This window comes from Micromonospora sp. A200, assembly GCF_029893845.1.
GTDB classification, from domain to species: domain Bacteria; phylum Actinomycetota; class Actinomycetes; order Mycobacteriales; family Micromonosporaceae; genus Micromonospora; species Micromonospora purpureochromogenes.
This window is the reverse complement of the sequence record NZ_JARXXY010000036.1, coordinates 1-23,192: the sequence shown is the minus strand read 5'-3', so window position 1 is coordinate 23,192 and position 23,192 is coordinate 1. Positions and strand designations below refer to the sequence as shown.

General features: G+C 74.3%; 15 protein-coding genes. 10 read left to right on the top strand and 5 right to left on the bottom strand.

The features are described from left to right. Positions 1-86 precede the first annotated feature (86 nt). A complete protein-coding gene (locus M2302_RS26915; RefSeq protein WP_280840631.1) occupies positions 87-1,013 on the top strand; it encodes a 2-hydroxyacid dehydrogenase in 927 nt (308 codons plus the stop codon). Positions 1,014-1,019: 6 nt separating this feature from the next. Here the strand turns inward: M2302_RS26915 and M2302_RS26910 are convergent, their stop codons facing one another. Further along, positions 1,020-1,394: a PH domain-containing protein gene (locus tag M2302_RS26910; RefSeq protein ID WP_280840630.1), complete on the bottom strand. Its 375-nt coding sequence runs from the start codon at positions 1,392-1,394 to the stop codon at positions 1,020-1,022. A 214-nt stretch (positions 1,395-1,608) separates the two neighbouring features. Between M2302_RS26910 and M2302_RS26905 the strand changes: the two genes are divergently transcribed. After that, positions 1,609-4,194 (top strand): GGDEF domain-containing protein, encoded by a 2,586-nt coding sequence (locus M2302_RS26905; RefSeq protein ID WP_280840629.1) that lies wholly within the window; start codon positions 1,609-1,611, stop codon positions 4,192-4,194. A gap of 29 nt (positions 4,195-4,223) precedes the next feature. Here M2302_RS26905 and M2302_RS26900 read toward each other — a convergent pair whose 3' ends face one another. Then, positions 4,224-5,243, bottom strand: a complete 1,020-nt coding sequence (locus tag M2302_RS26900) for a LacI family DNA-binding transcriptional regulator (RefSeq protein WP_280840628.1) — start codon at positions 5,241-5,243, stop codon at positions 4,224-4,226. Positions 5,244-5,565: 322 nt separating this feature from the next. Here M2302_RS26900 and M2302_RS26895 point away from each other — a divergent pair, with 322 nt between their 5' ends. Continuing rightward, positions 5,566-8,058, top strand: coding sequence for a glycoside hydrolase family 2 protein (locus M2302_RS26895; RefSeq protein WP_280840627.1), 2,493 nt, complete (start codon positions 5,566-5,568; stop codon positions 8,056-8,058). A 339-nt stretch (positions 8,059-8,397) separates the two neighbouring features. On the opposite strand, the gene ilvD is transcribed toward M2302_RS26895, so the two are convergent. Continuing rightward, on the bottom strand, positions 8,398-10,245 hold the full coding sequence (ilvD, locus tag M2302_RS26890; protein WP_280840626.1) for a dihydroxy-acid dehydratase: 1,848 nt from the start codon (positions 10,243-10,245) through the stop codon (positions 8,398-8,400). Positions 10,246-10,355: 110 nt separating this feature from the next. On the opposite strand from ilvD, the gene M2302_RS26885 reads away from it, so the two are divergent. From M2302_RS26885 to serA, 5 genes are all read left to right on the top strand, one after another. Next, complete coding sequence (locus M2302_RS26885; RefSeq protein ID WP_280840625.1) at positions 10,356-12,707, top strand: bifunctional diguanylate cyclase/phosphodiesterase; 2,352 nt, start codon at positions 10,356-10,358, stop codon at positions 12,705-12,707. Between the two features lie 236 nt (positions 12,708-12,943). Then, positions 12,944-14,827, top strand: a complete 1,884-nt coding sequence (locus M2302_RS26880; protein WP_280840624.1) for an acetolactate synthase large subunit — start codon at positions 12,944-12,946, stop codon at positions 14,825-14,827. Further along, a complete protein-coding gene (gene ilvN, locus M2302_RS26875) occupies positions 14,827-15,342 on the top strand; it encodes an acetolactate synthase small subunit (RefSeq protein WP_088963577.1) in 516 nt (171 codons plus the stop codon). Before M2302_RS26880 ends, ilvN begins: the two co-directional genes overlap by 1 nt. An 86-nt stretch (positions 15,343-15,428) precedes the next feature. Next, the gene (gene ilvC / locus M2302_RS26870; protein ID WP_280840623.1) at positions 15,429-16,442 is read left to right on the top strand and encodes a ketol-acid reductoisomerase; all 1,014 of its coding nucleotides are present in this window, start codon (positions 15,429-15,431) and stop codon (positions 16,440-16,442) included. Positions 16,443-17,162: 720 nt separating this feature from the next. Then, positions 17,163-18,761: a phosphoglycerate dehydrogenase gene (gene serA, locus M2302_RS26865; RefSeq protein WP_280840622.1), complete on the top strand. Its 1,599-nt coding sequence runs from the start codon at positions 17,163-17,165 to the stop codon at positions 18,759-18,761. A 62-nt stretch (positions 18,762-18,823) separates the two neighbouring features. Here serA and M2302_RS26860 read toward each other — a convergent pair whose 3' ends face one another. Beyond that, positions 18,824-19,180, bottom strand: a complete 357-nt coding sequence (locus M2302_RS26860; RefSeq protein WP_280840621.1) for a hypothetical protein — start codon at positions 19,178-19,180, stop codon at positions 18,824-18,826. Positions 19,181-19,541: 361 nt separating this feature from the next. Beyond that, positions 19,542-20,417, bottom strand: a complete 876-nt coding sequence (locus M2302_RS26855) for an FAD:protein FMN transferase (protein WP_280840620.1) — start codon at positions 20,415-20,417, stop codon at positions 19,542-19,544. A gap of 221 nt (positions 20,418-20,638) precedes the next feature. Between M2302_RS26855 and M2302_RS26850 the strand changes: the two genes are divergently transcribed. Further along, positions 20,639-21,670, top strand: coding sequence for a 3-isopropylmalate dehydrogenase (locus M2302_RS26850; RefSeq protein WP_280840619.1), 1,032 nt, complete (start codon positions 20,639-20,641; stop codon positions 21,668-21,670). A 230-nt stretch (positions 21,671-21,900) separates the two neighbouring features. Further along, positions 21,901-22,998: a branched-chain amino acid aminotransferase gene (locus M2302_RS26845; protein WP_280840618.1), complete on the top strand. Its 1,098-nt coding sequence runs from the start codon at positions 21,901-21,903 to the stop codon at positions 22,996-22,998. Positions 22,999-23,192: the final 194 nt, after the last annotated feature.

Here is a 23,192-nt window from a genome sequence, read left to right as displayed (position 1 = left end):
GCCCACGCGTGGTGACGCCCGCCGCCCACCCGCGATGAGCCGGTCGGCCGGACCGGGGCGGGTCGCGGTCGCTATCGTCGGCGGACGTGAAGGCATGGATTCCGCACGAGGCCGGGGTCGGGTTGCTCGGCGAGGCGCCCGCGGGCGTCACCGTCCAGGCGTGGACGGACCCGGGACGCCCGCCGTCGGACCCGGCCGGGGTCCGGTTCTGGGTGCCGCCGTTCCTGTCCGCCGGGGACACCGCCGCGATGCTGGCGCGGCTGCCGGACCTGGCGGTGGTCCAGCTCCTCTCCGCCGGGGCGGACGCCTGGGTCGGCCAGGTGCCGGACGGGGTCACCCTCTGCGACGCGCGGGGCGTGCACGACGCCGGCACCGCCGAGTGGGTGCTCACCGCGATCCTGGCCCAGCTGCGCGGCTTCCCCGCGATGGCCCGGGCCCAGGCCCGCCGGGAGTGGGCGTACGACGAGGTCGCGCCGACCGACGAGCTGACCGGCAAGCGGGTGCTGATCGTCGGTGCCGGCTCGATCGGCGCGGCGGTGCACGCCCGGCTGGCCCCGTTCGACGTCACCGTCACGCTGGTCGCCCGCACCGGCCGCCCGGCCGACGGCGTGCACGGGGTGGACGAGCTGCCCCGGCTGCTGCCGGAGGCGGAGGTGGTGGTGCTGCTGGTGCCGCTGACCGAGCAGACCAGGGGCATGGTGGACGCGGCGTTCCTCGCCGCGATGCCGGACGGCGCGTTGCTGGTGAACGCGGCCCGGGGCCCGGTGGCCCGGACGGAGGCGCTGGTGGCGGAGCTGTCCAGCGGCCGGCTGCGGGCCGCGCTGGACGTCACCGATCCCGAGCCGCTGCCCGCCGACCATCCGCTGTGGGAGCTGCCCAACGTGCTGCTCACTCCGCACGTCGCCGGTTCGGTACGCGGCCTGCTGCCGCGGGCGTACCGGCTGGTGGGTGCGCAGCTGCGGCGGTTCGCCGCGGGGGAGCCGCTGGTCAACACGGTGACCGACGGCTACTGAGCGGGCTCAGCGCTCGCCGGGCAGGTGCTGCCCGGTGGCGGAGACCAGCCGGGGCAGGTCGGTGCCGCGCACCGCGGGCAGCATGACCTCCTGCCCGTCGTCGAGGCGGGCGACGGCGCGGCCGCGGTGGTCGGCGGTCAGCTCGACGACCCGGTCCCACGCGATCCGGCGGCTGCCGGCCACGGCCCGCAGCCGCAGCTCCCGCCGGTCGGCGTCGGTGCCCGCCCGCCACGCCCAGACGGCGACGGCCAGCGGGATCAGCAGCACCGGCAGCAGGTACCACTCGGCGGTGGCCAGCGGCAGGGCGCCGATGAAGGCGACGATCGCCGCGACCAGGATGGCCTGGTTGTACCGGAAGCGGATGGTGTCGGCGCTACTCACCCTCCGATGATCCCACCCCGGCACGGCCCCGCTCCGCCCGGGCGGTGGACGGTGACCGGTGCCTTCCGGCAGTGACGTGAGTCACTGCGGGGTGCCGTAACCACCGCTCCGATCCGTCGTTTGCGGGGGTGGTGGGTGTCGGATATCTGTCCTGTGTCCCGTCCCGCCCCGCATCGCCGCACCGCCCCGTGTCCCCCTCACGAAGGCGACCGTCGTGCCTCACGCGTACCTGGTCCACCGCCCCGCGCCCGCGGTGGCGGCCCTGCTGGCGGCGGCCGCACTGCTGGCCACCGCCGCTCTGGCCGGCGTGCTGCCACCGCTGGCCGCCACGACGCTGGCCGGCGCGGCCGGCTGCGCCCTGGCCGGTGTTCGACTCTTCCGGGAGGCCGCCGTCGGTGGCGGCCGGGACCGGCGGGCGCCGCGGCGCCGGCGGGCCGCCGCGCTGCTCGACGCCGCCGTGCTGGTGGTCGGCCTGACCGTCGCCGTCCTGCCGCTGGCCGCCGGGGAGCAGCGCGCGGGCGTCGCGGCCACCGGGCTGGCCGCCGCGACCCTGCTGTACGGCGGCGGCCTGCTCCTGCTCCCCGGCCACTCCCGGCTGGCGCCCCGGGTCCGGCTGCGCCGGACCGTCGACGTGCTCGGGCTCGGCACCGCCCTGTTGTTCGCCGGTTGGGTGCTGTTGCCGCCGGGTGACGTCCCCCCGCTGGCCCGCGCCGTCACGGTGCTCGGTGCGGGCGGACTCGCCGCGCTGCTGGTGAGCGCACTGGCCGAGCGGCGCCGTCGGCCCGGCGCGGCGCTCTGTCGGGCCGGGGCGGCGACCGCCCTGCTCGGCCTGGCCGACCTGGTGGTGCTGCTGGCCTACCGGGCGCCGGCCGTGGCGACGCTGACCGCGGTCGCGCCGCTGCTGGCGGGTGCCCTGTTCACCGCCGCCGGGATGGCGCGGGTGTCGGCCGGGGATCCGGCCCTGGGCACCGGTTCGCCGCCGGCCTGGCCCCGGGTGACCGCGCCGGCCGCGGTGGCCACCCTCGCCGCCGGGTACCACCTCTGGGCGGTCGGCAGCTTCACGCCGACCGCCGTCCTGTTCGGACTCGCGGTGATCCCGCCGCTGGTCGGCCGGGAGCTGATCACCGCCGCCGACAACCGGCACTGGGCCGGTCGGCTGGCCGCCCGGGAGGCGCACTTCCGGGCGCTGGTCTCCGGTGGCCGCGACCTGATCCTGCAGCTCGACGACGAGCTGCGGGTGCGCTGGCTCTCCGCGGCCGGCGCCCGCTGGTTCGGGCTGCGCGACGACGAGGTGCGCGGCCGGCGGCTGGTCGAGCTGCTGCACCCCGACGACGCGCCGGGCGCGCTCGGCCGGTTGGCCGCGCCCCGGGGCGGCCAGGAGCCGCTGCTGCTGGTGGCCCGGATGGCCACCGGCGACGGGGGCTGGCGGGAGACCGAGTCGACCGTGAGCGACCTGCGCGGGGTGCCCGAGGTCGACGCGGTGGTGCTGCACGTGCGCGACATCGGCGAGCGGCGCCGGTTGGAACGCGAACTGCACCGGCTGGCCGCCACCGACCAGCTCACCGGCCTGGCCAACCGGCGCGAGCTGATGCGGGCGCTCGGCGCGCGGGGCGACGGCTCGGGCGCGCTGCTGCTGCTGGAGGTGCACGGCCTCGGCGCGGTGACCGACGGAGCGGGGCCGTCGGCGGCGGACGGCCTGCTGCTCACGGCCGCCCGCCGGCTGCGCGACGTGGTCGGCCCGCACGACCTGGTCGCCCGGGTGGCCGGCGAGGAGTTCGCCGTGCTCACCGACGCCGGTCCGGTGCCGGCGTACGCGCTGGGTGGCCGCTTGGTCGCCGCGCTCGGCGAGCCCTGCCCGACGGCCGGGTCGATGGTGCGGCTGCGGGTGAGCGTCGGCCTGGCCGAGCTGGCCGGCACTGGGCCGGAGGACGCGCTGCGCCAGGCGGACCTGGCCCGGCGGCGCGCCGTCCAGCTCGGCCGGAACCGGGTCGAGTGGTACGACGCCTACCTGGAGGAGCAGCTGGTCCGCCGGCTGGACCTGGAGCGGGAGCTGCCCGGCGCGGCGACCCGGGGTGAGCTGGACCTGGTCTACCAGCCGGTGCTGGGGCTGGCGGACCGGCAGCCCGTCGGCACCGAGGCGTTGCTGCGCTGGCGCAGCCCGGTGCTGGGCACCGTGCTCCCGGCCGAGTTGCTGCCGGTGGCCGAGGATCTCGACCTCGTCGGCGAGCTGGGGCGCTGGGTGCTGGACCGGGCCTGCCGGCAGCTCGCCAGCTGGTCGACCGGGGGTCGGGAGCTCTGGATGGCGGTCAACGTGACCCCCCGGGAGCTGCTGGCGCCGGACTTCCTGCCCGGGGTGGCCGCCACGCTGGCCGGGCACGGGGTGCCGGCGCACCGGCTGGTGGTCGAGGTGGCGGAGCCCCGGATCGGCCGGGACCTGCCGACCGTGGTGGCCCGGCTGGCCGGCCTGCGGTCGCTGGGCGTGCGCACCGCGCTGGACGACTTCCGCGCCGAGCACGCCTCCCTGGCCCAGTTGCGCCGGCTCCCGATCGACCTGCTCAAGGTCCGGCCGCAGCTGGTGGGGTCGGCGCACGACCCGCAGGGACCGCTGATCGACGTGGTGGTCAGCCTCGGCGAGCGGCTCGGCCTGTCGGTGGTGGTGGAGGAGCTGGAGTCCGACGCCGACGTCGACCGGGCGCAGCGGGCCGGCTGCCCGTACGGGCAGGGGTTCGCGCTGGCCCGGCCGGCCACGGCGGAGCGGGTGGAGGCGTACTTCGAGGAGTTCCCGTCCGCCTCCCGCTGACCGCCCGGTTCAGCAAATGCTGAACCGGTTCACCTGATCCTGGGCGGTGCGGTGCTGCCGCGCGGGGTCAGGTGGGCGGTCTCGTCCTGCAGGCCGCTCACCGGCTCGCCGGCGATGACCGCCAGCAGCTGCCGCGCGGCGTGCGCGCCGTACGCCGGGATGTCCCGGCCGAGCGCGGTCAGCGGCGGGTGCACCAGCTGGCAGAGCGGCGAGTCGTCCCAGGCCACGATCGAGAGGTCACCGGGGACGGCCAGCCCCATCTCCTGCGCCACCGAGAGCCCGGCGATCGCCATGACGTCGTTGTCGTAGATCACCGCGGTGGGGCGGTTGGCGGAGCTGAGCAGGCGGCGGGTGGCGCGGGCGCCCTCCTCGCCGGTGTAGTCGGACCAGACGGTGACGGCGTCGGCCAGCCCGAGCCGCCGGCACACCTCGGCGAAGGCGTCGGTACGGATCTCGGTGTGCAGCAGCGAGGGCAGGCCGCCCACCCGGGCGATCCGCCGGTGCCCGAGGGCGACCAGGTATTCGACCGTCTCCACCAGCGCCGCCGCGTCGTCCGACCAGACGCTGGCCAGGCTGCCGGTGTGGCCGGGGCCGCCGATCACCACGGCCGGCAGTTGCAGCTCCTCCAGGGCGGGCACCCGCCGGTCGTCGGTGCGCAGGTCGCAGACGAAGACGCCGTCGACGCGCCGCTCGGCCCACCAGCGGCGGTAGACCGCGATCTCCGCCTCCTGGTCGGCCACCACCTGGAGGGTGAGCGCGTACGACCGGGCGGAGAGTTCCGCCTCGACGCCGCTGATCAGCTCCATGAAGAACGGCTCGATGCCCAGTATCCGGGCGGGCCGGCACAGGGCCAGGCCGACGGCGTTGGCGGTGGCGCCGGAGAGCGCGCGGGCGGCGCTGCTCGGGCTGAACCCGATCTCGGTGGCGATGGCCAGGATCCGTTGACGGGTGGCCGCCGAGACGCCCGGCTGTCCGTTCAGCGCGTACGACACCGCGCCCTTGGACACCCCGGCACGTCGCGCGACGTCGGCGATGGTCGGCCGCTTCACCGGCGTGCTCCTCAATCCTCGCGGCCCCCCGGGCCGGTCCCACGGCGCCGGGATCACCGGCGGGCCTCACGCTACCCCGACCCGGTCGGGCGAACGCCCCGCCGGATCGGCGGACAGCGGACCTGCGGAACGATCACTTGCGCGGTTAAGCGTGCGGCCTGACCCGCCCGTTCCCGCCGCCCGTTGACAGTGCTGGACCCCGCCCGTACGGTGGCCTCACTTATCCGGTTCAGTCGTTCATCGCTATGGTGCCCCTGCTGGTCATGTTGTTCATCGGCGGCCGGCAGATCGTCCGCGGAATCATGGAAGGCGCGGTGAAGTCGTGACCCGGCAGACGTTGCACGAGGGCTGGACGCTGCGGGCCGTACCGGGGCCGCAGGTGCCGGACGGGATCGCCGGCCGGGCGGTGCCGGCCACCGTGCCCGGCTGCGTGCACACCGACCTGATGGCCGCCGGGCTGATCCCCGACCCGTTCGTCGACGACAACGAGACGACGCTGGCCTGGATCGGGCGCACCGACTGGGTCTACGAGACCACCTTCGACCGGCGGGCCGGCGACGACGAGCGGGTCGATCTGGTCTGCGCCGGCCTCGACACGGTCGCCACGATCACCCTCAACGGGGTCGAGGTCGGCCGCACCGAGAACATGCACCGCGGCCACCGGTTCGACGTCGGCGCGCTGCTGCGCCCGGGGGCGAACACGCTGACCGTCCGGTTCGACTCGGCGTACCGCTATGCGCAGCGGCACCGGGACGCCCTCGGCGACCGGCCGAACGCCTACCCGGAGCCGTTCCAGTTCATCCGCAAGATGGCCTGCAACTTCGGCTGGGACTGGGGACCGACCCTGGTCACCGCCGGCATCTGGCAGGAGATCGGCCTGCACGCCTGGTCCACCGCCCGGCTCGCCACCGTCCGTCCGCTGGTCACCGTCGCCGGCGGGGTGGGACGGGTCGAACTGCACGTCGAGGTGGAGCGGGTCGCGGTCACCCCGTTGACCGTCCGGGCCGCCGTCGCCGGCGCGGCCGTCGAGGCCGTCGTCCCGGCGGGGGAGCGCACGGCGGTGGCGACCCTCACCGTCCGCGACCCCGAGCTGTGGTGGCCCCGGGGGTACGGCGACCAGGCGCTGCACCGGCTCGACGTCACGCTCTGCGCGCCGGACGGCCGGACCGTGGACGCCTGGTCCCGCCGGATCGGCTTCCGGTCGGTACGCCTCGACACCACCCCGGACGCGCACGGCATCCCGTTCGCCCTGCACGTCAACGACACCCCGGTCTTCGTCCGCGGGATCAACTGGATCCCCGACGACCCGTTCCCCAGCCGGATCACCCGGGACCGGCTGGCGCACCGGCTCGACCAGGCCGCCGGAGCCGGGGTGAACCTGCTGCGGGTCTGGGGCGGCGGCCGGTACGAGTCGGAGGACTTCTACGACCTCGCCGACGAGCTGGGGATCCTCGTGCAGCAGGACTTCCTCTTCGCCTGCGCCGCGTACCCGGAGGAGGAGCCGTTCGGCACCGAGGTGGCCGCCGAGGCCACCGAACAGGTCACCCGGTTGGCCAGCCACCCGTCGCTGGTGCTCTGGACGGGCAACAACGAGAACATCTGGGGCTGGTACGACTGGGACTGGCAGGAGCCGCTGGCCGGGCGCACCTGGGGTCGGGGCTACTACCTCGACCTGCTGCCCCGGATCGTCGGCGAGCTGGACCCGACCCGGCCGTACTGGCCGGGCAGCCCGTGGTCGGGCAGCGAGGAGCTGCACCCCAACGACCCGGCGCACGGCACCATGCACATCTGGGACGTCTGGAACACCGACGACTACACGAAGTACCGCGAGTATGTGCCCCGCTTCGTCGCCGAGTTCGGCTACCAGGCACCCGCGGCGTACGCGACGCTGCGCCGGGCGCTGACCGACGAGCCGCTGGCGCCCGACTCGCCGGGCATGGCGCACCACCAGAAGGCCACCGACGGCGACGCCAAGCTCCAGCGTGGACTCGACGCCCACCTGCCCGAGCCGGCCGACTTCGACGACTGGCACTTCCTCACCCAGCTCAACCAGGCGCGGGCCATCCAGCTCGGGGTGGAGCACTTCCGTTCGCACCGGGAGGTCTGCGCCGGCACCATCGTCTGGCAGCTCAACGACTGCTGGCCGGTGACCTCGTGGTCGGCGATCGACGGCGACGGCCGCCGCAAGCCGCTCTGGTACGCGCTGCGCCGGGCGTACGCGGACCGGCTGCTCACCGTCCAGCCCCGCGACGGCGGGCTGGCCCTGGTGGCGGTGAACGAGACCGGCGAGCCGTGGCGGGCCCCGGCGACGGTCACCCGGCTGACCCTGGCCGGTGAGCCGAGGGCGAAGACGGCGTACCCGCTGGACGTCCCGGCGTACTCGGCGGTGGTGCTGGCGCTCCCGACGGACCTGGCCGAGCCGGAGGAGGCCCGCCGGGAGCTGCTGGTCGCCGAGGCCGGCGACACGGCCGAGCGGGCCCTCTGGTTCTTCGCCGAGGACCGGGAGGTCGACTGGCCGGCGGCCCGCTTCGACGCGACGGTCGCGTCGGGCGACGACGGCCAGCGGGTCCGGGTGACCGCCCGGACGGTGCTGCGCGACCTGACCCTCTTCCCGGACCGGCTCGACCCGTCCGCCGAGGTCGACCGGGCGCTGGTCACCCTGCTGCCGGGGGAGTCGACGACCTTCACCGTGCGGGCCGACACGGCGCTGGACCCGGTGGCGTTGACCGCCCGCCCGGTGCTGCGCTGCGTCAACGACATCGACGCCGCGACGCGGGCGGTCCCGGCCGCCGCCACGGAAGGAGCCACGGCGTAAGGCGCGACGGGCGGCGGCTGGCCGGCATCCTCCGGCTCGCCGCCGCCACGGTCACCGAACGCGGCGAAGTCCGTCGTCCCGGGTTGCCGGCCCGCGCTCGCCGGCGGCGGTCGGGGCGCCCCGCGCGGCGCGCCGAACGGGCGCTACCCGGCGTGGTCCGCGCGGACCCGGACCCGGTAGTGAGCGATATACCGCTGAGTCATATTTATGCCTCTCAGGTATATCGCCCACCAGGCATACGCCCTCCCCGCCGCGACACGCCTGCTGGCGTTCACCCGATCGCGGGCGTGGCGCGACCACAGTCACCCGAAAGAGGTCACCGCCGCGCCGGGACGCCGCTCACTCCGGCACCCGCCGGTACGCGCCGTCGCTGGCCGACGTCGCCATCGAGGCGTACGCGCGCAGCGCCGCCGACACCGGCCGCTGCCGGTCGACCGGGGTGTACGGCCGCTCCCGCTTCTCCTCGGCGACCCGGCGCGCCTGGAGCACGTCGTCGGGCACGTTGAGCTCGATGGACCGGCCGGGGATGTCGATGACGATCTCGTCGCCCTCGGCGACCAGCGCGATCAGGCCGCCCGAGGCCGCCTCCGGGGAGACGTGCCCGATGGAGAGCCCGGAGGTGCCGCCGGAGAAGCGGCCGTCGGTGAGCAGCGCGCAGGCCCGGCCCAGCCCTCGGCCCTTGAGGAACGAGGTGGGGTAGAGCATCTCCTGCATGCCGGGGCCGCCCTTCGGGCCCTCGTAGCGGATCACCACGACGTCCCCGGCGACGACCTGCTTGGCCAGGATCGCCGAGACCGCGTCGTCCTGCGACTCGTAGACCTTCGCCGGACCGCGGAAGGTCAGGCACTCCTCCGGCACCCCGGCGGTCTTCACCACGCAGCCGTCCGGGGCGAGGTTGCCGTACAGGATGGCCAGCCCGCCGTCGGCCGAGTACGCGTGCTCCCGGTCCCGGACGCAGCCGCCGGCCGCGTCGGTGTCCAGCGACGACCAGCGGTTGCTGGTGGAGAACGGCTCGGTGGTGCGCACCCCGCCGGGGGCGGCGTGGAACAGCTCGACCGCCTCCGGCGTCGGCGAGCCGCCCCGGACGTCCCAGTCGGCCAGCCAGCGCTCCAGCGAGGGGGAGTGCACGGCGTGCACGTCCCGGTGGAGCAGGCCGGCCCGGTCCAGCTCGCCGAGGATGGCGGGGATGCCGCCGGCTCGGTGCACGTCCTCCATGTGGTACTGCGGGGAGTTCGGCGCGACCTTGGCCAGGCAGGGCACCCGGCGGGAGATCGCGTCGATGTCGGCCACCTGGAAGTCCAGCTCGGCCTCGCGGGCGGCGGCGAGCAGGTGCAGGATCGTGTTGGTCGACCCGCCCATCGCCACGTCCAGGGTGACCGCGTTCTCGAAGGCGGCCCGGCTGGCGACGGCGCGGGGCAGCACCGAGGCGTCGTCGCCGTCGTACCACCGCTTGGCGATCTCCACGGCGGTGCGGCCGGCCTCGACGAAGAGCGATCGGCGCGCCGCGTGGGTGGCCAGCGTCGAGCCGTTGCCGGGCAGCGCCAGGCCGATCGCCTCGGTGAGGCAGTTCATCGAGTTGGCGGTGAACATGCCGGAGCAGGAGCCGCAGGTCGGGCAGGCGGAGCGCTCGATCTCGCCGAGCTGGTCGTCGGTGACCGCCTCGTTGGACGAGGCGATCATGGCGTCGATCAGGTCGATCTTGGAGTGCACGATCCCCTCGATCGCCACCGTCTTGCCGGCCTCCATCGGCCCGCCGGAGACGAAGACGGTCGGGATGTTCAGCCGCAGTGCGGCCAGCAGCATCCCCGGGGTGATCTTGTCGCAGTTGGAGATGCAGACCAGGGCGTCCGCGCAGTGCGCGTTGACCATGTACTCGACCGCGTCGGCGATCAGCTCCCGGCTGGGCAGCGAGTAGAGCATGCCGCCGTGGCCCATGGCGATGCCGTCGTCGACGGCGATGGTGTTGAACTCGCGACCCACCCCGCCGGCCTCGGCCACCGCCTCGGCGACCAGGCCGCCGAGGTCCTTCAGGTGTACGTGACCCGGGACGAACTGGGTGAAGCTGTTGGCGATGGCGACGATCGGCTTGCCGAAGTCGTCGTCGGTCATCCCGGTGGCCCGCCAGAGGGCCCGGGCGCCGGCCATCGTCCGACCGTGGGTGGAGGTCCTCGACCGCAGCTCAGGCATGGATACCAGTCTTGCACCGTCCCGGCGGTGGGCTCCGGCGGTCTGAGCGTGTCCCAACAGATGCACACCCGGTGCCCCGTGCGGGGCGCGGATCCGGCACAGTTGAGGACGTGCGTTTCCCCCCGGGCATGGTCGCCGTCGCGCTTCCCAGCGCCCTGGTCGCCGTGACCGCCACCCTGCTGCTCGTCGGGTCGGTCCGGCGTCGCAGCGGCCCGGACCGCCGGCCGTACGCGCTGCTGGCCGCCGCCGGCGGGTTCGCCCTGGTCGGCCTGCTGGTCGGGGTGGGCCTGGTGCTCGGTGATCCGCACCACCCGCCGCACCCGGCCCGACTCACCGGCTGGCCCGTCCTGATCTCCGTCGCGGTGACGCTGAGCGGCCTGGCCGCCGCCGCCGGGCTGCTCCGCCTGCCGGGGGCGGTGGTGTCCCGGCCGGCGACCGCCCGGCTGCTGCTGGACGCGCTGATCGTCGCGACGGCCCTCTGGTTCGTCGGCTGGGTGCTCTTCTCCACGCCGACCCGGCTGCTCGGGTCGGCCACCCCGGTGGCCTGCCCGGCGATCCTGCTGGCCACGGTCAACGCCGCGCTGACCGTCGGGGTGACCCTGACCGTGCTGCTGCGCGCCGCTCCGCCCCGGGGCCGGTTGGGGCTGCTCGGCGTCGGCATCACCGGCGTCGCCGCCGGCGGGCTGGGCGTGGCCGGCGGGGTCTGCCAGGGCGGCTCGGGGATGACCCTGACCAGCGCCGCGCTGCTCGCCGTGGGCCTGCTGGCGGTCGCGCTGGCGGTGCACCGGGTGGAGGTGCCGGGGCAGGTCGACGTCGACCTGATCCGCCGGGACGGCGCGTACGCCTTCGTCCCGATGTTCGCGATGGCGGCCTCGGCGATGTACCACCTGGCCCAGGGCGGGCGTTTCGACGCGCTCGGCATCGTCGCCGGCAGCGTCGAGGGGTTCGCGCTGGTGGCCCGGCAGTACCTCACCCTCAACGACATGCGCGGGTACGCCGGCCGGCTGGCCGAGCGCGAGAAGCACTTCCGCGAGCTGGCCCACACCGACCCGCTGACCGGGCTGGCCAACCGGCGGGGCCTGCTGCGGGAGCTGCAGCGCTGCGCCGACGAGGGCGTCGGGTGCGTGCTGCTCGGGCTCGACCTGGACGGCTTCAAGAACGTCAACGACATGCGCGGCCACGACGTGGGCGACATGGTGCTGGCCGAGGTGGGCCGGCGGCTGCGGGGCAACCTGCGCCCCGGCGACCTGGCCGCCCGGCTCGGCGGCGACGAGTTCGCCGTGCTGATGCGTGGCCGGCCGGCCGACGCCGACGTGGTCGCCGAGCGGCTGCTCGGGGTGCTCGGCCGGGCGTACGAGCAGCCGAACGGGCCGGTCTTCCTCTCGGTGAGCATCGGGGTGGCCGGGCAGTGCGGCGAGCCCGACTCGGTGGCCCTGCTGCGCCACGCCGACCTGGCCCTGCGGTACGCCAAGCAGCGCGGCAAGAACCGCATCGAGCGCTACGACGGCACGCACGACCAGCTCCTGCTGCGGCGGACCCGGCTGGAGCACGAGATGCGCGGCGCGATCGAGCGCGACGAGCTGCGGCTGGTCTTCCAGCCGGTCGCCTCGCTGCCCTCGGTCCGCCCGGTCGGCGCCGAGGCGCTGCTGCGCTGGCGCCACCCGGAGCTGGGCAACGTCCGCCCCGACGAGTTCATCCCGCTCGCCGAGGAGTGCGGGATGATCGCCAAGCTGGGCGCCTGGGTGCTGCACCAGGCCTGCTGGCAGCTCTCCCGCTGGCTGGCCGACGGCCACGACGTCTGGGTCTCGGTCAACGTCTCCCCGCGGGAGCTGCACGCCCCGGAGTACGTCGTCCAGGTGGCCGAGGCGCTGCGCGCCCACCACGTGCCGCCGCAGCGGCTGGTGCTGGAGGTCACCGAGCACGCCGTCGCCACCGACCTCGACGAGCTGATCCGGCGGCTGACCGCGCTGCGACGCACCGGGGTGCGGATCGCGCTGGACGACTTCGGCGCGGGCTACTCGTCCCTCGGCCAGTTGCGCCGGCTGCCGATCGACATCCTCAAGATCGACCACAGCCTGGTCGCCGAGCACGAGCCGGTCCGCCCGGTGGACACCGACGGGCCGGCCTTCGCCCCGATGGTCGACATCGTCATGCGCCTCGGGCACCAGCTCGGGCTGGAGGTGATCGCCGAGGGCGTCACCACGCCGACGGAGCTGGCCGCGGTGGTCGCCGCCGGCTGCCGGTTCGGCCAGGGCGCGCTCTTCGGCTGGGGCGTGCCGGCCGAGCACCTGGAGGCGATGCTGGACGCCGCCACCTCGCCCGGCGCTCGCCCGGGGCCGCTGCCGGCCACGCCGTTCGCCAGTGGGCGGCCGGTGCCGGCGCCACGCGTCGGTGGGAGCGGATCCGCGCAGGTCGGACCGCTCGCCAAGCCCGCGAGGGGAGACGGTGTCCCCCGTTCGTGAACCAACATGTGGGATCAGTTGACTCATCGCGTGAGATGCGTCAGGCTGGTCCACATGTCGTCGATCCCGTCGCAGCGAGTACTTACCTGAGCGCACTCTCCCTCACCGAGAGTGCGCTGGCCCCGTGCATCTGCACGAGGGCCGTTTTTATTGCCGTCGGACTCCACCGGGCGGGCCCCGCCCGCGTCGCACGTGTCGAAAGAGCCTCCACCCTCCAGCCGAAGGCCTGAACCGCCATGACGAGACCCACGCCAGAGACACTCGCCCACTCCGCCCGGCGGGCGCGCACGGCCACCGAGCCGGCCGCCGACGCCGACCACACCCCCGCGCCGCGCGGGGCCGCCGCGGCCACCCCGGCCGTACGGCAGCCCGCCCCGGCCCAGGTCTCCGGGGCCGGCTCGCTCGTGCGGTCCCTCGAGGCGCTCGGCGTCGACGTCGTCTTCGGCATCCCCGGCGGGGCGATCCTGCCCGCGTACGACCCGCTCTACGACTCGACCGTGCGGCACATCCTGGTCCGCCACGAGCAGGGCGCCGGACACGCCGCCACCGGGTACGCGCAGGCCACCGGCCGGGTCGGCGTCTGCATCGCCACCTCCGGCCCGGGCGCGACCAACCTGGTCACCCCGATCGCCGACGCGTACATGGACTCGGTGCCGATGGTCGCGATCACCGGTCAGGTCGCGCGGCCCTCGATCGGCACGGACGCCTTCCAGGAGGCGGACATCCAGGGCATCACGCTGCCGATCACCAAGCACAACTTCCTGGTCCAGACCCCGGAGGAGATCCCGCAGGTGCTGGCCGAGGCCTTCCACCTGGCCTCCACCGGGCGGCCCGGGCCGGTGCTGGTCGACATCCCCAAGGACGTCCTCCAGGCGCCGACCACCTTCGCCTGGCCGCCCACCCTGGACCTGCCCGGCTACCGGCCGACCCTGCACCCGCACGGCAAGCAGATCCGCGAGGCGGCCCGGCTGATGGCCATGGCCCGCCGCCCGGTGCTGTACGTCGGCGGCGGCGTGCTCAAGGCCGGCGCCACCGAGGGCCTGCGCAAGCTCGCCGAGCTGACCGGCATCCCGGTGGTCACCACGCTGATGGCGCTGGGCGCGTTCCCCGACTCGCACCGCCAGCACCTGGGCATGCCCGGCATGCACGGCACCGTCGCCGCGGTGTACGGCCTGCAGAAGTCCGACCTGATCGTGGCGCTGGGCGCCCGGTTCGACGACCGGGTCACCGGCCAGCTGGACTCGTTCGCCCCGGACGCCACGGTGGTGCACGCCGACATCGACCCGGCCGAGATCGGCAAGAACCGGCACGCGGACGTGCCGATCGTCGGTGACGCCAAGCACGTCATCGACGAGCTGATCGCCGCGGTCACCGCCGAGCGCAAGGCCGGCCACCGGTCCGACCTGGCCGACTGGTGGACCCAGCTGGACGACCTGCGCCAGCGCTACCCGCTGGGGTACGAGGAGCCGGCCGACGGCACCCTCTCCCCGCAGTACGTGATCAAGCGGCTGGGCGAGATCGTCGGCCCGGACGCGGTCTACGTGGCCGGCGTGGGCCAGCACCAGATGTGGGCCAGCCAGTTCATCTCGTACGAGAAGCCGGGCACCTGGCTCAACTCCGGCGGCCTCGGCACCATGGGGTACGCCGTGCCGGCGGCGATGGGCGCCAAGGTCGGCCGGCCGGACACGGTGGTCTGGGCGGTGGACGGCGACGGCTGCTTCCAGATGACCAACCAGGAGCTGGCCACCTGCGCGCTGGAGGGCATCCCGATCAAGGTCGCCGTGATCAACAACGGCAACCTCGGCATGGTCCGGCAGTGGCAGACCCTCTTCTACGGTGAGCGGTACTCCAACACCGAGCTGGGCACCCACAAACACCGCATCCCGGACTTCGTCAAGCTGGCCGAGGCGCTCGGCTGCGTCGGGCTGCGCTGCGAGACCCCCGAGGACGTCGACAAGACGATCGAGGCGGCGATGGCGATCACCGACGCGCCCGTCGTGATCGACTTCGTGGTCGGCAAGGACGCGATGGTCTGGCCGATGGTGGCCGCCGGCACCAGCAACGACGAGATCATGTTCGCCCGTGGCGTCCGCCCGGCCTTCGACGAGGATGAGATCTGATGACTCTGCACACCCTTTCGGTCCTGGTGGAGAACAAGCCGGGTGTCCTGGCCCGGGTCTCCGGCCTGTTCTCCCGGCGCGGGTTCAACATCGACAGCCTCGCCGTGGGCGAGACCGAGAACCCGGACGTCTCCCGGATCACCATCGTGGTCAACGCCGAGTCGTCCCCGTTGGAGCAGGTGACCAAGCAGCTCAACAAGCTGGTCAACGTACTGAAGATCGTGGAGCTGGACCCGCAGGTCTCGGTGGCCCGGGAGCTGCTGCTGGTCAAGGTCCGCGCGGACCGCAACGCCCGGGCGCAGGTGCTGGAGACGGTCAACCTGTTCCGGGCCCGGGTGGTCGACGTCGCGCCGGACACGCTGACCATCGAGGCCACCGGCACCCCCGACAAGCTGGACGCGCTGCTGCGCGACCTCGAACCGTTCGGCATCAAGGAGATGGTCCAGTCCGGCACGGTGGCGATCGGGCGCGGCTCGCGCTCCATCACCGCCGGGCCCGCGCTGCGCGCCGCCTGATCTGACCTCGCCGGCGCTCCGCGCCGCCCGAACCACCGCACAAGTCCACGACGGGCCGCTCGGACCGCCGTACGAAAGGGAAGTCAATGAGCGTTGAGGTGTACTACGACGACGACGCCGACCTGGGCCTGATCCAGGGCCGCAAGGTCGCGGTGATCGGGTACGGCAGCCAGGGCCACGCCCACGCGCTGTCGCTGCGCGACTCCGGCGTCGACGTGGTGATCGGCCTGCCGGCGGGCTCGAAGAGCCGGCCGAAGGCCGAGGAGCAGGGCCTGCGGGTGCTCACGCCGGCCGCGGCGGCCGCCGAGGCCGACGTCATCATGATCCTGGCGCCGGACACCGCGCAGCGCGGCCTGTACGCCGAGGCGATCGCCCCCAACCTCGCCCCCGGCAAGGCGCTCTTCTTCGGCCACGGCTTCAACATCCGGTACGACCTGATCAAGCCGCCGGCCGACGTGGACGTGGCGATGGTCGCCCCGAAGGGCCCCGGTCACCTGGTCCGCCGCCAGTACGTCGACGGCAAGGGCGTGCCCTGCCTGGTCGCCGTCGAGCAGGACGCCAGCGGCACCGCGTTCCAGCTCGCCCTGTCGTACGCCAAGGGCATCGGCGGCACCCGGGCCGGCGCGATCCGGACCACCTTCACCGAGGAGACCGAGACCGACCTCTTCGGCGAGCAGGCGGTGCTCTGCGGCGGCGCGGCGGCGCTGGTGCAGACCGGGTTCGAGGTGCTCACCGAGGCCGGCTACGCCCCCGAGGTGGCCTACTTCGAGTGCCTGCACGAGCTGAAGCTGATCGTCGACCTGATGTACGAGGGCGGCATCGCCCGGATGCGCTACAGCGTCTCCGACACCGCCGAGTACGGCGACCTCTCCCGTGGCCCCCGGGTCATCGACTCCCGGGTCAAGGACGAGATGCGCAAGATCCTCGGTGAGATCCAGTCCGGCGAGTTCGCCCGCGAGTGGGTGGCCGAGGACGAGGCCGGCCGGCCGAACTTCGCCAAGTGGCGGGCCGAGGGCGCGGCCCACCCGATCGAGGAGACCGGCCAGAAGCTGCGCGCCATGATGAGCTGGGTCGACCGGCCCATCACCGAGACCGCCTGACGCGCGGCCCCGCCCCGGCGGGGCCGCCACGACGCGGCCCGCGACCCGACGCTCTCCCCGGCGCCGGGTCGCGGGCCGCGTTGTTTCGCGACCTCGCGCCGACGAGAAGGAAGCGCGTCGCCGCCGAGCCGGCGGGTCGCCGCGGACACTCCGGTGCCCGTCGAGCGGTATGCCGCACAGTCATTTTCATGCCGCTGAGGCATATCGCTCACCGCATGTCCCGCGTCGTTGTCCGTCACGCCGTGTGCGGACTCAAACGGAGGGTCGGTCCGTGGGCCCACCCGGCCCAGGTGGGGCCGAGCGCACGGCCTCGGCCTCGGCGGCCGTCCGGTCCGCCTCGTGCTGGCGGCCGAGGCGGCCAGGACCGCGGCGAGGTGCGCCGGGCGGTGGCGGTGGCGCTGGGCCGGCTGCCCACGTGCTGAGACCGGGTGACCAACGCCTCGGCCAGCGGCGGGCCGAACCGGAGCGGCGCCCGCCGGGCCAGCCGGCGCAGCAGGGCCGCGCCACCGGGTGCGCCGGGTGAACGCGGGATGACGAGCGTGCGACGACCCTGTGTGAGGGCCCTCACCCCGCCGTCCGGGACACGTCGGGCATCGGGCCACCTACGATCCCTGGTAGGTGCGTAGCCGGCACCGACACGGCCATGGCACGGATCAGCGCAGGGCGCAGCGCGGCGTCCCGACGCCCCGGGCCGACCGCATACGACGTCTACGAGGACCGATGAATCCTGTCGTACTGATCGCCGAAGAACTCGCCCCCGCCGCCATCGAGGTGCTCGCCCACGACTTCGACGTACGCCACGTCGACGGCACCGATCGCCCGGCCCTCCTCTCCGCGCTCTCCGAGGCCGACGCGGTGATCGTGCGCAGCGCCACCCAGATCGACGCCGAGGCGATCGCGGCCGCGCCGCGGCTCAAGGTGGTCGCCCGGGCCGGCGTCGGGCTGGACAACGTCGAGGTGCCGGCCGCCACCGCGCGGGGCGTCATGGTCGTCAACGCTCCCACCTCCAACATCGTCTCCGCCGCCGAGCAGGCCGTCGCGCTGCTGCTCGCCGTCGCGCGCAACACCGCCGCGGCCAGCGCCGCGCTCAAGGCGGGGGAGTGGAAGCGGTCCAAGTACACCGGCGTCGAGCTGCAGGGCAAGACCGTAGGGGTGGTCGGCCTGGGTCGCATCGGCGTGCTCTTCGCCCAGCGCATCGCCGCCTTCGGCACCCGGCTCATCGCGTACGACCCCTACATCCAGCCGGCCCGGGCCGCCCAGCTCGGCGTCCGCCTGGTGGGCCTGGAGGAGCTGCTGCGAGAGAGCGACTTCATCTCCATCCACCTGCCGAAGACCCCGGAGACCGTGGGCCTGATCGGTGAGAAGGAGCTGGCGGTCGTCAAGCCCGGCGTCCGGATCGTCAACGCCGCCCGCGGCGGCCTGGTCGACGAGCAGGCCCTGGCCGACGCGATCGCCGAGGGCCGGGTCGCCGGCGCCGGCGTCGACGTGTACGCCAAGGAGCCCTGCACCTCGTCGCCGCTGTTCGCCTTCGACAACGTGGTGGCCACCCCGCACCTGGGCGCCTCCACCCACGAGGCGCAGGACAAGGCCGGGCTGGCCGTGGCGAAGAGCGTCAAGCTGGCGCTGCAGGGCGAGTTCGTGCCGGACGCCGTCAACGTGCAGGCCGGCGGTGTGGTCGCCGAGGACGTCCGCCCGCTGCTGCCGCTGGCCGAGAAGCTGGGCCGGGCCTTCACCGCCGTCGCCGGCGGGGTGGCCGCCAGCGTCACCGTCGAGGTGCGCGGCGAGATCGTCAACCACGACGTGTCGGTCCTCAAGCTCGCCGCCACCAAGGGGCTGTTCAGCTCGGTGGTGGAGGAGCAGGTCACCTACGTCAACGCGCCGCACCTGGCCGCCGAGCGGGGCGTCGAGATGACCCTCGCGACGCAGGCCGAGACGGTCGACCACGCCAACCTGGTCACCGTCCGCGGCGCGCTGCCCGACGGCCGTACGGTCAGCGTCTCCGGCACCGTCACCAACACCGGCACCCGCGACGTCATCAAGCTGACCGAGGTGGACGGTTTCGACGTGGAGATCGGCGCGGAGGGCATCCTGCTCTTCCTGCGCTACGTCGACCGGCCCGGCGTGGTCGGCACCGTCGGCACCCTGCTCGGCGAGGCCGGCGTCAACATCGCCGCCATGCAGGTGGCCCGTCGGGAGGCCGGCGGCGAGACGCTGATGACCCTCACCGTCGACCAGGCGCTCGGGGCGGACCTGCTCACCTCGGCGGCCGACTCGATCGGCGCGACCTCGGCCAGCGCCGCCGACCTGCGCGACGAGTAGTACCGGTAGGCACGACGCAGGGGGCCCGGCCGTCTCGGCCGGGCCCCTCGCCGTACGGCGGGTCAGCCCGCGACGCGGGACGGCGGCGGATAGACCGAGCCGTCCTGGGCGTCGAAGAGCATCAGGTCGTGCTGGCCGGCCAGCCGCTCGATGTCGAGCAGCACCTGGTCCGCGCAGGTCGGCACGAGGTTCAGCTCGACGTGGTCGTTGGCCGCGTGCAGCGGTACCACCTCCCACGGCGTACCCGGTACGACCCGCCGGTCGGGGTAGCTGGCGGTGATGGCCCGGTAGAAGGCGACGACCCGCGGGTCGGGGTGCCGGTCATCGTGGCGTCCCTCGCGGCACCGCCGCACCGCCGCCCGGACGTCCTCCGGTGTGGCCCCGGCAGGCAGGGCCCACACGCTCAGATCGAAACTCACGGCGGACAGCGTGCCATCCGCCGTTCACCTTCATGCAGCGGACCCGCCGACGAGCGACTCCGAGGTGACGTGAGGTCCGTCCAAGACGGTCCGCTGTGGAGACTCTTGCGTCGAGTTGCGTCGATTCGCTAGCGTACCGGTGCGGTCGCCGGCCGAGTGGAGCGCTCGGCCCGTCTTCGGGTGACGAGGTCAGGCGTTCCGGCCGACCGGTCCGCACCCCTCGATTGCGCGAGCCACGCGCACTCGTCGCTGACCGGCCCCCACGGTCGTTGCCGAGACCGTGGGGGCCGATCGCGGGCCCGCCGACCGCGCCACCCGAGTGGACCCCCTCCACCGGTCGGCCGACGTGTCCCCGCCGCGCTCAGCGACGCCGGTGGGCGAAGAGCGCCTGATATCCCGAGCCGTTGCGGAACCAGGCCAGCCCGGTCGGGCCGGCCGCGTACAGCGCGGTGGCGTAGGCGTCCGCCACCGCCAGGTCGGGCCCGACGACGGTGGCGGCGACCAGCTGGTCGGCGGGTTCGCCGGTGTGCGGGTCGACCACGTGGTCCCGGCGGCCCGTCACCCCGGAGGTGCCCACCGCACCGGCCGTCATCTCCAGCACCAGCGGCGGGCGACGCCCGTCGGTCGGGTGGTGCACCGCGACCCGCCAGGGCCCGCCGTGCGCGGCGTGACCCCGGACGGTGAGGTCCGCGCCGGAGAGCACGGCGTAGTCGTGGATGCCGGCGGCGCGCAGCCGGGCCGCCGCCCGCTCCACCGCCCAGCCGTTGAGCAGGCCGCCCGGATCGAAACCACCGGGTACGGCCCAGGCGTCGAACCAGCCGTCGGTGGCGGCGCGCATCGCCGCGCAGCGGTCCACCAGGTCCGCCAGCGGCGGGTACGACTCGGGCGCGATCTCGCCGCGGCGCAGCCGGGAGACCAGGCTGTCCGGCCGGCCGGGGCCGTAGGTGAGGTCGATGGCGCGCAGTTCGGCGACGGCGTCGCGCAGCGCGTCCCCGACCAGCCGGCGCCCGACGTGCTCGGGGGCGTTGAGCAGGAGCGAGTACTCGGCGGTGCTGGTGCGTACGGTGTGCCGGACGGCGATCCGGTCGACGGCGGCCTCGCCGGTGCGGTCGACCCGGTGGCTGCTGGTGCCGAGCCGCAGGTCCGGCCGGCGCCGGGCGAACACCGCCTGGTCCACCCACCGGGTGCGGGGCTGCTCGTTCGTCCCGGCCGGTCGGTACCGCTGGTCGATCCGCATGACACCGCTCCTTCGCCGACGGCGCCGCAGCACCGCGGCGAATCCCGTCACGGGCCCCCGTGACCCGCTCGTCATCGACCATAGGCAGCGGACATGACCGCACCATGAATGTCACCTGGGAGCCTCCTGAGCATCCGTATGTCCCGAATGTTGGAAGATGCGTACCGGGAGGCGGGACGGCGACGTACCGTGCACGAGAACGACGAGGTGAGGAGCGCCAGGTGGCACGGATCGCGGTGGTGGCCGGGGACGGTATCGGACCCGAGGTGGTCGCGCAGGCCCTCAAGGTCCTCGACGCCGTGCACCCCGGGATCGAGACCACCCGCTACGACCTCGGCGCGGCGCGCTACCACCGCACCGGCGAGGTGCTGCCCGACGCGGTGCTGACCGAGCTGGCCGACCACGACGCCATCCTGCTCGGCGCCGTCGGCGACCCCTCGGTCCCGCCGGGCGTGCTGGAGCGCGGCCTGCTGCTCAAGCTCCGCTTCGCCTTCGACCAGTACGTCAACCTGCGCCCGTCGCGGCTCTGGCCCGGCGTGCCGGGCCCGCTGGCCAACGTCAAGCCCGGCGAGGTCGACCTGGTGGTCGTCCGGGAGGGCACCGAGGGGCTCTACGCGGGCGCCGGCGGCGTGCTGCACCGCGACACCCCGGCCGAGGTGGCCACCGAGGAGAGCCTGAACACCCGGCACGGGGTCGAGCGGGTCGTCCGGGACGCCTTCGCCCGGGCCGCCCGGCGCGAGCGCCGCAAGGTCACCCTGGTGCACAAGACCAACGTGCTGACCCACGCCGGTTCACTGTGGGCGCGCGCCTTCGCGGCGGTGGCCGCCGAGCACCCGGACGTGACCACCGAGTACCAGCACGTCGACGCCGCCGCGATGTTCCTGGTGACCCAGCCCCAGCGCTACGACGTGGTGGTCACCGACAACCTCTTCGGCGACATCCTCACCGACATCGCCGCCGCCGTCACCGGCGGGATCGGGCTCGCCGCCAGCGGCAGCATCAACCCCGACGGGACGTACCCGTCGATGTTCGAGCCGGTACACGGCTCGGCGCCGGACATCGCCGGCAAGGGGCTCGCCGACCCGGTTGCCGCGGTGCTCTCCGCCGCGCTCCTGCTCGACCAGCTCGGCGACGCCGACGCCGCCGCGCGGGTGACCGCCGCGGTCGCCGTGGAGCTGGCCAACCGCACCCCGGGCGTACCGCTGCGCACCGCGGAGGTCGGCGACCGGCTCGCCGCCCACGCCGTGGCCTGACGGCCGCCGGCACGCTCCACCGGTCCGCCTCCCGGGTCCGCCGGACCCGGAGCCGGGCCTTTTCGGCCCCACCGTCGTCGCTGCTCCGCACGCCCCCGCGGCGCCCCATCCGGGGCGCTCGATCCGCCGGGGCGGAGCTATCCGCTGAACGACCGTTCGGGGTAAGTTTCTGGCACCAGTGATTCGGTGTGCGATCCCGCACGCCGTCGACCCGCAGGGAGGTCAGCGCGATGAGCGGTGGTGACAAGCTCGATTTCGAGATCCGTCCGAATCCCGCACCGGTATCCGCCGCCGACCGGGCCGCCCTGCTGGCCAACCCGGGCTTCGGCCGGGTCTTCACCGACCACATGGTCACCATCCGCTACGCCGAGGGCAAGGGCTGGTACGACGCCCGGGTCGAGGCGCGCGCGCCGATCCCGATGGATCCGGCCAGCGCCGTGCTGCACTACGCGCAGGAGATCTTCGAGGGGCTCAAGGCGTACCGGACGGCGGACGGGGCGGTCACCATGTTCCGCCCCGAGGCCAACGCCAACCGGTTCATCGCCTCCGCCCAGCGGCTGGCCATGCCGGAGCTGCCGGCGGAGACGTTCGTCGAGTCGCTGCGCCGGCTGGTCGAGATCGACCGGGAGTGGATCCCGGACGGGCCGGACGCCAGCCTCTACCTGCGGCCCTTCATGTTCGCCAGCGAGGTCTTCCTCGGCGTCCGCCCGGCCAACGAATACCTCTACTGCGTGATCGCCTCGCCGGCCGGGGCGTACTTCGCCGGCGGGGTCAAGCCGGTCACCGTCTGGGTCTCGCCGGACTACACCCGCGCGGCGCCCGGCGGCACCGGCGCGGCGAAGTGCGGCGGCAACTACGCCGCCTCGCTGGCCGCCCAGGCCGAGGCGATCGGGGCCGGCTGCGACCAGGTGGTCTTCCTCGACGCGGTGGAGCGCCGGTTCGTCGACGAGCTGGGCGGCATGAACGTCTTCTTCGTCTACGACGACAACACGCTGGTCACCCCGCCGCTGACCGGCACGATCCTGCCCGGCATCACCCGCGACGCGGTGCTCACCCTGGCCGCCACGGCCGGGCACCGGGTCGAGGAGCGGCCGATCAGCTTCGCCGACTGGCAGGCGGACGCCGCCAGCGGTCGGCTGCGTGAGGTCTTCGCCTGCGGCACCGCCGCGGTGATCACCCCGATCGGCCGGGTGCGCTTCCCCGACGGGGAGTTCCTCATCGGCGGGGGCGAGCCGGGCCGGTCGACCATGGCGCTGCGGGAGCAGCTGGTGTCGATCCAGCGCGGCGAGGCCGAGGACCCGCACGGCTGGGTGCAGCGCGTCCTCTGACCACTCGTGCCGACCGCCGGCCCGCCGCCGTACGGCGCGGCCGGCGGTCGGGCATCGCTGGCGGGACGATCCGTCCGCGGCTAGTGCCGTGTCCACAATCGTTGGCCGGGTGGGTCGGGTTGGGAGAATGTCGTAGGGGTGGTGTTGGCTTCGGTTTATGCCTCGCCGTCGGGATCCCGCCGCGGAGCGGGTCG